Here is a 14,302-nt window from a genome sequence, read left to right as displayed (position 1 = left end):
AGCTCGTGGCCGGGGGATTTCCGGACGCTGCCCGCGCGTGACTACACCCTGTCACCGCTCCGGTCCGGCGGGGCCTGGAGCGCGGTGGCGGCCGTCCCCTCGTCACGCCCGTCCGTGCGGGCCGCCGTGACGCGGGTCTGCGGTGCGGCGTGGGTCAGATGGATGGCCGTTGCCACCAGGCCGCGCCCGGCGGTCCACCGGCCGTGGAATTCACCGACGCGGGCGCCCGCCACGAGCGGTCCCGGCACCAGAAGCCGCGCCCGGAAAGTCCGCTCGACCGGGCTGATGTCGATCTGCGCCTCGGAGAAGTCGAGTTCGCGTCCGGTGAGCGGGTACCACACCTTGAAGACGCTCTCCTTGGCGCTGAAGACGAGCCGGTCCCAGCTGATGCCGGGGTGCCGGGCGGTCAGCGAGGCGATCAGGGCGATCTCGTGCGGCAGCGCGATGGTGTCGAGCACGCCGTCGGGCAGCGGAGCGTCCGGCTCCGCGTCGATGCCGAGCGCGGCGGTCGTGTCGGACCGCGCCACGACCGCCGCGCGGTAGCCGTCGCAGTGCGTCATGCTGCCCACGATGCCCTGCGGCCACTGGGGCGCCCCGCGCCGGTTGGGCAGCAGCGGCACGGGCTGCTGCCCCAGGCTGCGCAGCGCACGCCTGGCCAGGAACCGTACGGTCGTGAACTCCTGCTGCCGCTTGGGCACCGAGCGCTCGATCAGCGCCATCTCCTGCGGGAACAGCTTGTCGTCCGGTGCACACGCGTCGTCGTACGCCACCTCGGCCGCCACTTCGGCGGGCAGCACCGAGCCGATCACCGGGCGGCATGTCCGGCCGGTTCCGGCAGGATCTGGCGCAGCGGTGTCCGTGGCGGGCGCGCCCGCCACTCACGCGGATAACCGACCGACACCTCTTCGAAGCGCACCCCGTCGTGGCGGGTGACCCGGGGGATGTGGAGGTGGCCGTAGACGACGGCGGCGGCGCGGAAGCGCACATGCCAGTCGGCGGTCAGCTCCGTGCCGCACCACTGTGCGAACTGCGGGTAGTGCAGTACGCGGGTGGGGTCGCGGACCAGCGGATAGTGACTGGCAAGGACCGTGGGCAGCGACGGATCGACGGCCGACAGCCGGCGCTCGGTCTCCTCGACCCGGGACCGGCACCAGGCGTCCCTGCTGGGGTAGGGGTCGGGGTGCAGGAAGTACTCGTCGGAGCAGACCACGCCCGACTCGTGGGCGAGCCGCAGCGACTCCTCCTTCGTCGTGGCTCCGGGAGCCAGGAACGAGTAGTCGTAGAGGACGAACAGCGGCGCGACCACCACCGGCCCGCCGTCGCCCCTCCATACGGGGTAGGGGTCCTCGGGGGTGGATATGCCCAGTTCCCGGCAGAGCCGGACCAGCCGCAGATAGCGCTCCTCGCCGCGCAGCTCGCACGGGTCCTGCGGGTGGGTCCACAGCTCGTGGTTGCCCGGAGCCCAGATCACCCGGGAGAACCGGCCGCTGAGCAGCCGCATCGCCCACTCGACGTCGGCGTACTTCTCGGCGACGTCGCCCGCGACGATCAGCCAGTCGTCGTCCGAGGCCGGGCGCAGTTTCTCGACCAGCGTGCGATTGTCGTCGTACACGACATGGAGATCGCTCACGGCGAGGAGTTTTCCGGCAGGCACAGTACGGTCCTTATCGCTCATCGGTCGCGCTCGCTCGCACAGGGTCGGGTTGGTGCGCCGATCCCGCCGACAGGGCGCCCGCCACCGGCTGCCCGTCGTTCCCGGCGGGCTGGGCGGGGCCCTGGGTGCGGGCGTCGTACAGGCGGGCGTAGGCGCCCTGTTCACGGATCAGCTCGTCGTGAGTGCCGCGTTCGACGATCCTGCCCGATTCCATGACCACAATGACATCCGCGTCGCGGATGGTGGAGAGGCGGTGCGCGATGACGAAACTGGTCCTGCCCTCACGCAGGGTGTTCATCGCGCGCTGGATCAGCACCTCGGTGCGGGTGTCGACGGAGCTCGTGGCCTCGTCGAGCACCAGCACCGCGGGCTTCGCGAGGAAGGCCCTGGCCACGGTGATCAGCTGTTTCTCGCCCGCGCTCATCCCGGCGGACTCGTCGTCCAGCACGGTGTCGTAGCCGTCCGGCAGCGTACGGATGAAACGGTCGGCGCAGGTGGCGCTCGCCGCGGCCACGATCTCCTCACGCGTCGCCCCGGCGCGGCCGTAGGCGATGTTCTCGGCGATCGAGCCGCCGAACAGCCAGGTGTCCTGGAGCACCAGACCGAACTGCGCGCGCAGGCCGTCGCGGGTCATCGTCACGATGTCCGTGCCGTCGAGCAGGATCCGGCCCCCGTCGACCTCGTAGAAGCGCAGCAGGAGATTGCCGAGCGTGGTCTTGCCGGCCCCGGTCGGGCCGACGATCGCCACCGTGCTGCCGGGTTCGACCGTCAGCGAGAGGTCCTCGATCAGCGGTCTGTCGGGGGAGTAGTGGAACGACACCCTCTCGAACTCCACCCGCCCGGCCGCCGCCTGGGCGCGCGCCGGACGCGAAGGATCGGGGCTCTGCTCCTCGGCGTCGAGCAGGGTGAAGACCCGGGCGCCCGAGGCGATCCCGGACTGGAGACGGCCGGCCACCGCGGCGACCTGCACGATCGGCTGGCTGAACTGCCGGGAGTACAGGATGAACGCCTGTACGTCCCCGAGGGTCAGCTCGCCGCTGACCACTTTCCAGGCGCCCACCACGGCCACGGCCACGTAGCCGAGGTTGGCGATGAACATCATGGCGGGCTCGATGGTGCCCGAGGCGAACTGGGCCTTGGCGCCGGCCCGGAACAGGACGTCGTTGAGCTTGTCGAACCGCTCCTCGGCCTGCTCGCGCCTGCCGAACCCCTTGATCAGGGAATGGCCCGTGTAGACCTCTTCCACCTGCGCGTTCATCGAGCCGTTGGCGTCCCACTGGTCCGTGAAGCGGGGTTGGGCGCGCTTGCTGATCCACGCGGCGAGCACCCCGGAGACCGGCACGCCGGCGAGCATGACCAGCGCGAGCGACGGCGAGACGACCAGCATCAGGACGAGCATGGTGATGATGGAGAAGACCGAGGTGATCAGCTCGGCCAGGGTCTGCTGGAGGGTCTGCTGGAGATTGTCGACGTCGTTGGTGGTGCGGCTCAGCACCTCGCCCGCGGGATTGCGGTCGAAGTAGCGCAGCGGCAGCCGCCCGAGCTTGTCCTGGGCCCTCTGCCGCAGGTCGAAGACCACCCGCTGGACGACGGCCGCGACCAGCCGGCCCTGCGCCAGCATGAACAGCGAGGCCGCGCCGTACAGCACGAGCAGGATCAGCAGCAGCCGCCCGACCGCGCCGAAGTCGATGTCCGACCCGTCAAGGAGGGAGTCGAAGATCAGGTCGGTGGCCCTGCCGAGCAGGAGCGGACCGAACGCGTTGAGTACGATCCCGACGATTCCCACGAGGAGCGCGACGGCGATGCGGGGGTGGTGCGGGCGCAGCAGGCCGAGCAGACGGCGGCCCGTGCCGCGCTTCTCGGGGGGTGTCTTCACCGGCCCGCCGTTCGCCCGCGGGACGTGGTGCGCGGCGCCCGGTGCGCGAGCGCGCGGGAGACGGCGTCCGCCGTGTCCCGGACGAGCGCGGACGGGGCGACGGCGTGGCGCGGGTGCGCACCGGGCGCCGCCGGCCGGGGGTGACTTCTCAGGCAGGCCCTACGGCCGTCCGGCGAGACCATGAACGGTCTCCTCCTCGGTGAGCTGGGAGAGGGCGATTTCGCGGTAGGTGGCGTTGTCGCGCAGCAGTTCGTCGTGGGTGCCCGTGCCGACGACCCGGCCGGCGTCGAGGATCACGATGCGGTCGGCGTACTGGACCTGGGCGATCCGCTGGGCGACCGTGATCACGGTCGCCCCGGCGGTCTCCGGCGTCAGGGCGGTCCGCAGCGCGGCGTCCGTGGCGTGGTCGAGCGCGGAGAAGCAGTCGTCGAAGAGGTAGACGGCGGGCCGCCGCAGCAGGGTGCGCGCGATGGCGAGCCGCTGGCGCTGGCCGCCCGAGACGTTCGTGCCGCCCTGGGAGATCTCGGTGTCGAGCCCGTCGGGCATGTTCGCGACGAACGTATCGGCCTGGGCGATCCGCAGGACCCGCCACAACTCGTCGTCGGTGGCGTCCGGGTCGCCGAAGCGCAGATTGGTCGCGACCGTCCCGGAGAAGAGATACGGGCGCTGCGGGACGAAGCCCACGGTCCGGCCCAGGTCCTCGGGATCCAGCTCCCGGACGTCGACGCCGTTGACCCGCACCGAGCCCTCGGTGGCGTCGAACAGCCGCAGCACGAGGTTGAGCAGTGTCGTCTTGCCGCTGCCCGTGGAGCCGAGGATCGCCACGTTCTCCCCGGGACCGGCGCTCAGACCGATCCCCTGGAGCACCGGCTTCTCGGCGCCCGGGTAGCGGAACTCCGTGCCGCGCAGCTCGACATGGCCCGCCGCGTCCGGCGCGGCAGGCACCGGCAGGGACGGCCGGACGACGCTCGACGACGTCCCCACGACCTCCTGGATGCGCGCGGCGGACACCCGCGCGCGGGGCACCGAGAGGAACACGAACGCGACCATCACGACCGCCATCAGGATCAGTGAGAGATACATCAGGAACGCGCTGAGCGCGCCGATGCGCATCGCCCCGCCGTCGATCCGGTGGGCGCCCGCCCAGAGGATCGCGACCGTGAAGGCGTTCATGAGGAGCAGTACCACGGGCAGCATCGACGCGATGAGGCGGCCGACCCGCTGCGAGACCTCGAACAGCTCCGTGCTGGTACGGGCGAACCGCTCGCGCTCGTAGCCGTCCCGGACGAAGGAGCGCACCACGCGCACCCCGGTGATCTGCTCGCGCAGCATCCGGCCGAGCCGGTCCAGACCGGTCTGCATGCGGGCGTAGAGGGCGCCCATACGGGCCAGGAGCAGACCGAACGCCACGCCGACGACCAGCACCAGCAGCACCAGGATCAGCGCCAGCGGGACGTCCTGGCGGAGCGCCAGCACGACGCTGCCCAGACACATCAGGGGCGCGGCCACCACGATGCCGAAGCCCGACTGGGCCAGCGTCTGCACCTGCTGGACGTCGTTGACCGTGCGGGTCAGCAGCGACGGCGTTCCGAAGCGGCCCACCTCACGGGCGGAGAAGTCCAGCACCCGGCGGAAGACGACGGACCGGACGTCGCGTCCCATCGCCATCGCGGTGCGGGCGGCCAGGGACACCGCGCCGACCGCCGCGAGGACCTGGACGAAGGCCACCGCGACCATCAGGCCGCCGAGCCGGGCGATGTAGCCGTTGTCGCGGGCGACTACGCCGTTGTCGATCAGAGCCGCGCCCAGCGTCGGCAGCAGCAGCGTCCCGAGGATCTGGACCAGTTGCAGAAGGATCAGCAGGGCGACGGCGCGCCGGTACGGGCGCACATGGGTACGCAGAAGTCTCAGCAGCACGGAAAGACGCTCCGGTTGGCAGAGCCGGCCCGAACGCCGACGCACACAGTGCACCCCGTCGCGGAGTCGAAAATTACTAGTGTTCTGCCCCTTCCGGCCTTCCGCGCGGGGCCCCGACTCGGGAATTCCCTAGTAAGCCCGGGATTTCTTGACACCGTGGCCGGCGGCTTGCGAGCGTGCCGATGTCTATCGTCCGGACATGAAGCGTATTCGATGCTGGGTTGTCGACCGAGCTGTGCGTTTGGGCGGTCTCTCGTGGTCGAGAAGGGGTTCGTATGACCAAGCGTGCACTGATCACCGGTATTACCGGCCAGGATGGTTCTTATCTGGCCGAGCATCTCCTGGCCGAGGGTTACGAGGTCTGGGGGCTGAACCGAGGCCAGGCCAACCCGCGCAAGTCGAGGGTCAGCCGGCTCGTCTCCGAGCTCTCGTTCGTGGACGGCGACCTGATGGACCAGGGCAGCCTGGTCTCCGCCGTCGACACCGTGCAGCCCGACGAGGTCTACAACCTCGGCGCGATCTCGTTCGTGCCGATGTCGTGGCAGCAGGCCGAGCTGGTGACCGAGGTCAACGGCATGGGTGTGCTGCGTGTCCTGGAGGCCATCCGGATGGTGAGCGGCCTGAACGGCTCGCGCACCACCTCGGGCGGCCAGATCCGTTTCTACCAGGCGTCGTCCTCGGAGATGTTCGGCAAGGCCGCCGAGACTCCGCAGCGCGAGTCGACGCTGTTCCACCCGCGCAGCCCGTACGGCGCCGCCAAGGCGTACGGGCACTTCATCACCCGCAACTACCGTGAGTCCTTCGGGATGTACGCCGTCTCCGGCATGCTCTTCAACCACGAGTCCCCGCGCCGCGGCTCGGAATTCGTGACCCGGAAGATATCCCTGGCCGTCGCCCGCATCAAGCTCGGCTTCCAGGAGAAGCTGCACCTGGGGAACATCGACGCGGTACGCGACTGGGGCTTCGCCGGCGACTACGTCCGCGCGATGCACCTCATGCTCCGGCCCGACGAGCCGGACGACTACGTGATCGGCAGCGGCACCATGCACTCGGTGCGCGACGCGGTGCGCATCGCCTTCGACCACGTGGGCCTGGACTGGCAGGACTACGTCGTCATCGACCCGGCGCTGGTGCGCCCGGCCGAGGTGGAGGTCCTCTGCGCCGACAGCGGGCACGCCCGCGCCCAGCTCGGCTGGAAGCCCACCGTCGACTTCCCCGAGCTGATGTGCATGATGGTCGATTCCGACCTGAATCAGGTCTCCCGGGAACATGAATACGGGGACCTTCTGCTGGCCTCCAACTGGTAGCCGTCCGAAGGACCGCAAAGGACTAGGGAATTCCCGTCGCGGTTCGTACGACACTCACCACATGGCTTCCCGCTGAACGGCTGCGAAGCCATGTGGCTTTCCAATTTTTTTCGTATTGCACGGCGAGCGCGAGATGCCCCCGCGTGATTCATGTTCGGCCACTGGCTGTCGAGATGGGTTGAGTTGAGATGGACAACGAACAGAAGCTCCGGGACTACCTCAAGCTTGCTACTGCGGACCTCCGGCGGACGCGGCAGCGCGTCAACCAGCTGGAGTCGGCGGCCCAGGAGCCGATCGCCATCATCGGCATGACGTGCCGCTACCCCGGCGGCGTCAGCAGCCCGGAAGACCTCTGGCGCCTGGTCGAAGCCGGTGAGAACGGCATCTCCGACTTCCCCGCCGACCGCGGCTGGGACACCGAGGCGCTCTCCGCTTCCAGTACCCGGTCCGGCGGCTTCCTCCACGACGCCCCCGACTTCGACGCCGACTTCTTCGGCATCTCGCCGCGCGAAGCCGTCGCCATGGACCCCCAGCAGCGGGTCGCGCTCGAATCGGCCTGGGAGGCCTTCGAGCGCGCGGGCATCGACCCGACCTCGGTCAAGGGCAGCCAGACCGGTGTGTTCATGGGCGCGATGGCCCAGGACTACCGGGTCGGCCCCGCCGACGGCGCGGAGGGGTTCCAGCTCACCGGCAACACCGGCAGCGTGCTGTCAGGACGCATCTCCTACACCTTCGGCACGGTCGGCCCCGCCGTCACCGTCGACACCGCCTGCTCCTCCTCCCTGGTGGCCGTGCACCTCGCCACTCAGGCGCTGCGCGCGGGGGAGTGCACCCTCGCACTGGCCGGCGGCGTCACCGTCATGTCCAGCCCCGGCACCTTCATCGAGATGGGCCGCCAGGGCGGCCTCTCCGCCGACGGACGCTGCCGCTCCTTCGGCGACACCGCCGACGGCACCGGCTGGGCCGAGGGCGTGGGCGTCCTCGTGCTCGAACGGCTCTCCGACGCCAGGCGCAACGGCCACGAGGTCCTCGCCGTCGTACGCGGCACCGCCGTCAACCAGGACGGCGCGTCCAACGGACTCACCGCCCCCAACGGCCCCTCCCAGCAGGAGGTCATCCGGCAGGCCCTGGTCAACTCCCGGCTCTCCGCGTCCGAGGTCGACGCCGTCGAGGCGCACGGCACCGGCACCACACTCGGTGACCCGGTCGAGGCACAGGCCCTGCTCGCGACCTACGGCCAGGGACGCGAAGAGGACCGGCCGCTGCTGCTCGGCTCCGTCAAGTCCAACATCAGCCACACTCAGGCCGCGGCCGGTGTCGCCGGTGTCATCAAGATGGTCATGGCCATGCGGCACGGAGTGCTGCCGCGGACCCTGCTGGCCGACGAGCCCTCGTCGCACGTCGACTGGTCGCAGGGCGCGGTCCGCATCCTCGACGAGAACCGCCCGTGGCCCGAGACCGGCGCGCCCCGGCGGGCCGGCGTCTCCTCGTTCGGCATCAGCGGCACCAACGCGCACACCATCGTCGAGCAGGCCCCGCCCGCCCCCGTGAGCGAGGACGACGACACCGTCACGCACCGGGGCCCGGTGCCGCTGCTGGTCTCCGGACGGACCCGCGAGGCGCTGCGCGCCCAGGCCGCCTCGCTGGTGGCCGCGCTGGAGTCCGAGCCCGCCGCGAACACCCTGGACGTCGCCTACTCGCTGGCCACCACCCGCGCGGGTTTCGAGCACCGCGCCGTACTCATGGCCGCCGACCGCGACACGGCGCTCGCCGGACTGACCGCGCTGGCCGAGGACCGCGAAGCCGCCGACCAGATGCGCGGCGCCGCCCAGGGCGAGGGGAAGCTGGCGTTCCTCTTCACTGGCCAGGGCTCCCAGCGCCTGGGCGCGGGCCGTGAACTGCACGCCGCCTTCCCGGTCTTCGCCGACGCGCTGGACACCGCCTTCGCCGCCCTGGACCCGCTGCTGGACCGCCCCCTGCGCGAGGTGCTCTGGGGCGAGGACGCCGAGGCGCTGAACCGTACCGAGTACGCGCAGCCCGCGCTGTTCGCCGTCGAGGTCGCGCTGTACCGCCTGGTGGAGTCCTGGGGCGTCAAGCCCGACTACCTGACCGGCCACTCCATCGGTGAGATCGCCGCCGCCCACGTCGCCGGAGTGCTCTCCCTGAGCGACGCGGCCGTGCTCGTCACCGCCCGAGGCCGCCTGATGCAGGCACTGCCGGCGGGCGGCGCGATGATCGCCGTACAGGCCACCGAGGACGAGGTCGCCCCGCTGCTGGCCGACCACCGGGACACCGTGTCCGTCGCCGCGGTCAACGGCCCCCGCTCGCTCGTCCTCGCGGGCGAGGAGGACGCGGTCGCCGAGATCGCCGCCCGCCTGGAGGCCGAGGGCCGCAGAACCAAACGCCTCGCCGTCTCGCACGCCTTCCACTCACCGCTCATGGAGCCGATGCTCGACGAGTTCCGCGCGGTCGTGTCGGGGCTGTCCCTCCAGGCCCCGCTGCTGCCGTTCGTCTCCAACCTCACCGGCGAGCCCGCCACCGTCGCGCAGGTCACCTCCGCCGACTACTGGGTGGACCACGTCCGCCGGGCCGTCCGGTTCGCCGACGGCATCGGCTGGCTCACCGGCCACGGCGTCACCACCTTCCTCGAACTCGGCCCCGACAGCGTCCTGTCCGCAATGACCCAGGACTGCCTGGACGCCGCCGACGCCGACGGATCCACCGCGCTCCCCACCCTTCGCGCCGGCCGCCCCGAGACCCACGCCCTCACCACCGCGCTGGCCGGGCTGTACGTACGCGGCACCGCCGTCCGCTGGACGGAGTACTTCGCCGGCACCGGCGCCCGCCGCCACGACCTGCCCACCTACGCCTTCCAGCGCCGCAGGTACTGGCCCAAGGGCGGCGCCCAGAGCCAGTCGGCCGACCTGCGCGCGGCCGGACTCGGCGCCGCGCACCACCCGCTGCTCGCCGCCGCCGTCTCGCTCGCCGACTCCGAGGGCGTGCTGCTCACCGGCCGCCTCTCGCTCCAGTCCCACCCGTGGCTCGCCGACCACGCCGTGCGCGGCATCACGCTGCTCCCCGGCACCGCCTTCCTCGAACTCGCCGTCCGCGCGGGCGACGAGGTCGGCTGCGACCGGGTCGAGGAACTGACCCTGGCCGCGCCGCTGGTCCTGCCCGAGCAGGGCGGCATCCAGGTCCAGCTGTGGATCGGCAACCCCGACGACTCGGGCCGCCGCACGGTCGACGTCTACTCCCGGCCCGAGGAGAGCGACGAGAACGCCTGGACCCGGCACGCCACCGGCGTACTGGCCGTCGACGAGCAGACCGCCGGGCACGGCGCCGGATTCGACGCCGCGCAGTGGCCCCCCGCCGGGGCCCGGCCCGTGTCCGTCGAGGGCGTCTACGACCGGCTGGCCGAGAAGGGCTTCGCCTACGGCCCGGTCTTCCAGGGTCTGCGGGCCGTCTGGCGGCACGACGGCGACGTCTACGCCGAGGTCGCACTGCCCGAGGGCGGCGACACCGGAGCGGACACGTTCGGACTGCACCCCGCACTGCTGGACGCCGCGCTGCACGCCGCGTCCTTCGTCGGGCTCGGCGCGGACAGCCGCGGCGGGCTGCCCTTCTCCTGGGAGGGCGTGTCCCTGCACGCCACCGGAGCCACCGCACTGCGGGTGCGGCTGACTCCGGCCGGCGAGGACTCGATCGCGATCCAGGTCGCCGACGCCTCCGGCGCGCCCGTGGTCTCCGTGGAGTCGCTGGTGCTGCGGGCGGTCGCCGCCCAGCAGCTCGACTCCGCCGCCACGGCCGCGCGCGACGCGCTGTTCGGCCTGGACTGGGTGTCCGTACGGCAGGGGGCGAGCGCTCCCGAGTCCGTCGCCCTGGTCGGCCCCGACGCGTTCGGACTCGTCGGGCACGGGGCGCTCACCGCCGCCGCGTACCGGGATCTGACGGAGCTGGCGGCGGCCGACGGGCCCGTGCCCGCCGTCGTCCTGGTGACCCTCGACGGCAGGACCGGCGCCGACGCGGCGCGGTCCGCCCGCACACTGACGGCCGAAGCCCTGGCATCAGCGCAGTCCTGGCTCGCCGACGAGCGGTTCGCCGCGTCACGGCTGGTGTTCGTGACGCGCGGCGCGGTCGGTGGCACCGACGTGGCCGCGGCCGCGGTGTGGGGCCTGGTGCGGTCGGCGCAGTCGGAGAATCCGGGCTGCTTCGGCCTGGTGGACCTCGATCCGGTGGGACCGGTCGTCCTGCCGTTGCCGGCGCTGGACCTGGACGAGCCGCAGACGATCGTGCGCGACGGCGGCGTCCTGGCCGGGCGGCTGGTGCGCAGGGCGCTGGGCGAGATCGCCGCCGACCCGGTGTGGGACGGCGACGGCAGTGTCCTGATCACGGGTGGTACGGGTGGTCTCGGCGCGGTGATGGCCCGCCACCTGGTCGCGGAGCACGGTGCGCGCCGTCTGCTGCTGGTGAGCCGCCGGGGTGCGGACGCCGACGGCGCCGAAGCCCTGGTGGGCGAGTTGGCGGAGCTGGGCGCGGAGGTCTCGGTCGAGGCGTGCGACGTCGCCGACCGGGACGCGCTGGCCGACCTGCTGGCACGTCACACCGTCTCCGCCGTGATCCACACCGCCGGTGTGCTGGACGACGGTGTGCTGGGCTCGCTGACGCCGGAGCGGCTGGACGCGGTCCTGCGGCCCAAGGCCGACGCGGCGTGGAACCTGCACGAACTGACACAGGACCACGCCCTCACCGCGTTCGTGGTCTTCTCCTCCGTCGCCGGCGTCATCGGCAGCGCGGGTCAGGGCAACTACGCGGCAGGAAACGCCTTCCTGGACGCGCTGATGGAGCGCCGCAGGGCCGAGGGACTGCCGGGCCTGTCCCTGGCCTGGGGCCCGTGGGACCGCACCGGCGGCATGACGGGCACCCTGGCCGAGACCGAGGCGGACCGGCACGCCCGCTCCGGCGTGCGGGCGCTGACGCCCGAGCAGGGCGTGGCGCTCTTCGACGTGGCGCAGTCCACCTCGGAGCCCGTCGTCGTACCCGTGCGGCTGGACCTCCCGACATTGCGCGCACAGGGCGAAGTCCCGCCGCTGCTGCGCTCGTTGATCCGCACCCGTACCCGCCGTGCCTCGGTCGCCGGATCGAGCACGGCCAGTGGCCTCGTGCAGAAGCTGAACCGGCTGGAGACGGAGGAGCGTCTCGACCTGCTGCTCGACCTCGTGCGTGGCCAGACCGCCCTCGTCCTGGGCCACGCGGGCGCCGAGGACATCGACCCCGGGCGTGCCTTCCGTGAGCTGGGCTTCGACTCGCTCACCGCGGTCGAGCTCCGCAACCGGCTCAACACCGTGACCGGGCTGCGGCTGCCCGCCACGCTGGTCTTCGACTACCCGACCGTGCGGAGCCTGGTCGGATACATCCTCGAAGAACTGCTCGGCGCCGAGGTGGCCGTGGCGCTGCCCGCGGCCGGACGCGGCGCCGCGGAGGCGGACGACCCGATCGTGGTCGTGGGGATGAGCTGCCGCTATCCGGGCGGCGTGACCTCGCCCGAGGACCTGTGGCGACTGGTCACCGAGGGCGCGGACGTCATATCCGGCTTCCCGACCAACCGCGGCTGGGACATCGAGTCGCTCTACCACCCGGACCCGGACCACGCCGGTACGGCGTACACGCGCTCGGGCGGATTCCTGCACGAAGCGGGCGAGTTCGACCCCGAGTTCTTCGGGATGAGCCCGCGCGAGGCGCTGGCGACCGACTCGCAGCAGCGGTTGCTGCTCGAAGCGTCGTGGGAGGCGATCGAGCGGGCCGGGATGGACCCGGTGACGCTCAAGGGCAGTGCGACCGGCGTGTTCGCCGGTGTGATGTACAGCGACTACGGCGCGGTGCTGGTCGCCCCCGAGTTCGAGGGCTTCCGCGGCAGCGGCAGCTCGGCGAGTCTGGCGTCGGGCCGGGTGTCGTACACCCTGGGCCTGGAGGGTCCGGCGGTGACGGTGGACACGGCGTGTTCGTCGTCGCTGGTGGCGATGCACTGGGCGATGCAGGCCCTGCGCAGTGGCGAGTGCTCGCTGGCGCTGGCCGGTGGCGTGACGGTGATGTCGACCCCGTCGGTGTTCGTGGACTTCGCGCGGCAGCGCGGTCTTTCGGCCGACGGCCGGTGCAAGGCGTTCTCCGAGTCGGCCGACGGTGTCGGCTGGTCCGAGGGCGTGGGCATGCTGGTGCTGGAGCGGCAGTCCGATGCTCTGCGCAACGGTCACGAGATCCTGGCCGTGGTGCGGGGCAGCGCGGTCAACCAGGATGGCGCCTCCAACGGTCTGACGGCGCCCAACGGTCCCTCGCAGCAGCGCGTGATCCGTCAGGCGCTGGCCAGTGGCGGGCTGTCGGCCGAGGACGTCGACGTCGTCGAGGCGCACGGCACCGGCACGTCGCTGGGCGACCCGATCGAGGCGCAGGCGCTGCTGGCGACATACGGACGCGACCGTGACCCGGAGCAGCCGCTGCTGCTGGGTTCGGTGAAGTCGAACATCGGCCACACCCAGGCGGCGGCCGGTGTGGCGGGTGTCATCAAGATGATCATGGCGATGCGCCACGGTGTGCTGCCGCAGACCCTGCACGTCGACGCCCCGTCCTCACACGTGGACTGGACGGCGGGCGCGGTCGAGCTGCTGACCGAGTCGACCCCCTGGCCCGAGACCGGCCGCCCCCGCCGAGCCGGCGTCTCCTCCTTCGGCATCAGCGGCACCAACGTCCACACCATCGTCGAACAGGCCCCGGCCACCACCGCCCCGGAGCGCACCACCCCGAGCCACGCCCCCGCGACCACGCCGTGGCTGATCTCGGGCCGGACCCGCGCCGCCCTGCGCGGCCAGGCGTCACGCCTGCTCTCCTACGTGCAGGCGCATCCCGAACTCGGCCTGCTGGACGGGGCGTTCTCCCTCGCCACCACCCGCACCCGGTTCGATCAGCGGGCCGCCGTGCTCGCCGGGGACCGCGCCGGGCTGCTGCGTTCCCTCACCGCACTGGCCACCGACCGCCCCGACGCCGGAGTGATCGAGGGCGAGGCGACCCGGCGCGGCCGGACCGCGATGCTCTTCACCGGCCAGGGCAGCCAGCGCGCCGCCATGGGGCGCGAACTCTACGAGCGCTTCCCGGTGTTCGCCGAGGCCCTCGACGCGGTCTTCGCCGACCTCGACCCGCTGCTCGACCGCCCCCTGCGCGAGGTGCTGTTCGCGGCCGACGGCACGGACGAGGCCGCCCTGCTGGACACGACCGGCTGGACCCAGCCCGCGCTGTTCGCCGTCGAGGTCGCGCTGTTCCGTCTCGTACGGTCCTGGGGCATCAAGCCGGACTTCGTCGCCGGCCACTCCATCGGCGAGCTCGCGGCGGCCCACGCCGCCGGCGTCCTGTCGCTCACGGACGCCTGCACCCTGGTCGCCGCCCGCGCCAAGCTGATGCAGGCGCTGCCCACGGGCGGCGCGATGGTCGCCGTCCAGGCCACCGAGGACGAGGTCACCCCGCTGCTGGCCGGCCGCGAGGACGCCGTGGCGATCGCCGCCG

Annotated in this window: 6 protein-coding genes (1 of these 6 running past the window's edge); 2 read left to right on the top strand and 4 right to left on the bottom strand. The window is 72.0% G+C overall.

Features of this window, described 5'->3' with window-relative positions; translation table 11 throughout:
- Positions 1–41: 41 nt before the first annotated feature.
- The 4 genes from ACWDZ4_RS21645 to ACWDZ4_RS21630 all read right to left on the bottom strand — a co-directional run bounded on the left by ACWDZ4_RS21645 (position 42) and on the right by ACWDZ4_RS21630 (position 5,447).
- The gene (locus ACWDZ4_RS21645) at positions 42–809 is read right to left on the bottom strand and encodes a 4'-phosphopantetheinyl transferase family protein (protein ID WP_451510040.1); all 768 of its coding nucleotides are present in this window, start codon (positions 807–809) and stop codon (positions 42–44) included.
- Complete coding sequence (locus ACWDZ4_RS21640) at positions 806–1,675, bottom strand: metallophosphoesterase family protein (protein ID WP_451510039.1); 870 nt, start codon at positions 1,673–1,675, stop codon at positions 806–808. The genes ACWDZ4_RS21645 and ACWDZ4_RS21640 overlap by 4 nt, the downstream gene beginning before the upstream one ends.
- On the bottom strand, positions 1,665–3,530 hold the full coding sequence (locus ACWDZ4_RS21635; protein WP_451510038.1) for an ABC transporter ATP-binding protein: 1,866 nt from the start codon (positions 3,528–3,530) through the stop codon (positions 1,665–1,667). The genes ACWDZ4_RS21640 and ACWDZ4_RS21635 overlap by 11 nt, the downstream gene beginning before the upstream one ends.
- Before the next feature lie 159 nt (positions 3,531–3,689).
- Entirely contained in the window at positions 3,690–5,447 is a 1,758-nt protein-coding gene (locus ACWDZ4_RS21630; protein ID WP_451510037.1) for an ABC transporter ATP-binding protein, read from the bottom strand.
- A gap of 275 nt (positions 5,448–5,722) precedes the next feature.
- Here ACWDZ4_RS21630 and ACWDZ4_RS21625 point away from each other — a divergent pair, with 275 nt between their 5' ends.
- Both ACWDZ4_RS21625 and ACWDZ4_RS21620 read left to right on the top strand, forming a co-directional pair.
- Positions 5,723–6,754, top strand: coding sequence for a GDP-mannose 4,6-dehydratase (locus tag ACWDZ4_RS21625; protein ID WP_093796799.1), 1,032 nt, complete (start codon positions 5,723–5,725; stop codon positions 6,752–6,754).
- Positions 6,755–6,942: 188 nt separating this feature from the next.
- Positions 6,943–14,302, top strand: partial view of a type I polyketide synthase gene (locus ACWDZ4_RS21620; RefSeq protein ID WP_451510036.1) — the beginning only. 21,095 nt of this gene lie beyond the right edge of the window; 7,360 of the gene's 28,455 nt are visible here — the first part of the coding sequence; the start codon lies at positions 6,943–6,945; the stop codon falls past the right edge of the window.

Source organism: Streptomyces sp. NPDC003016, from assembly GCF_053591455.1.
The sequence above is the reverse complement of the archived record's forward strand: the minus strand, read 5'-3'. Positions and strand labels throughout refer to the sequence as shown.

What these genes read in the sequence shown, in the direction of transcription:
- ACWDZ4_RS21640 (WP_451510039.1), bottom strand. Translation starts at nt 1,675, where the DNA reads ATGAGCGATAAGGACCGTACTGTGCCTGCCGGAAAACTCCTCGCCGTG.
- ACWDZ4_RS21625 (WP_093796799.1), top strand. Translation starts at nt 5,723, where the DNA reads ATGACCAAGCGTGCACTGATCACCGGTATTACCGGCCAGGATGGTTCT.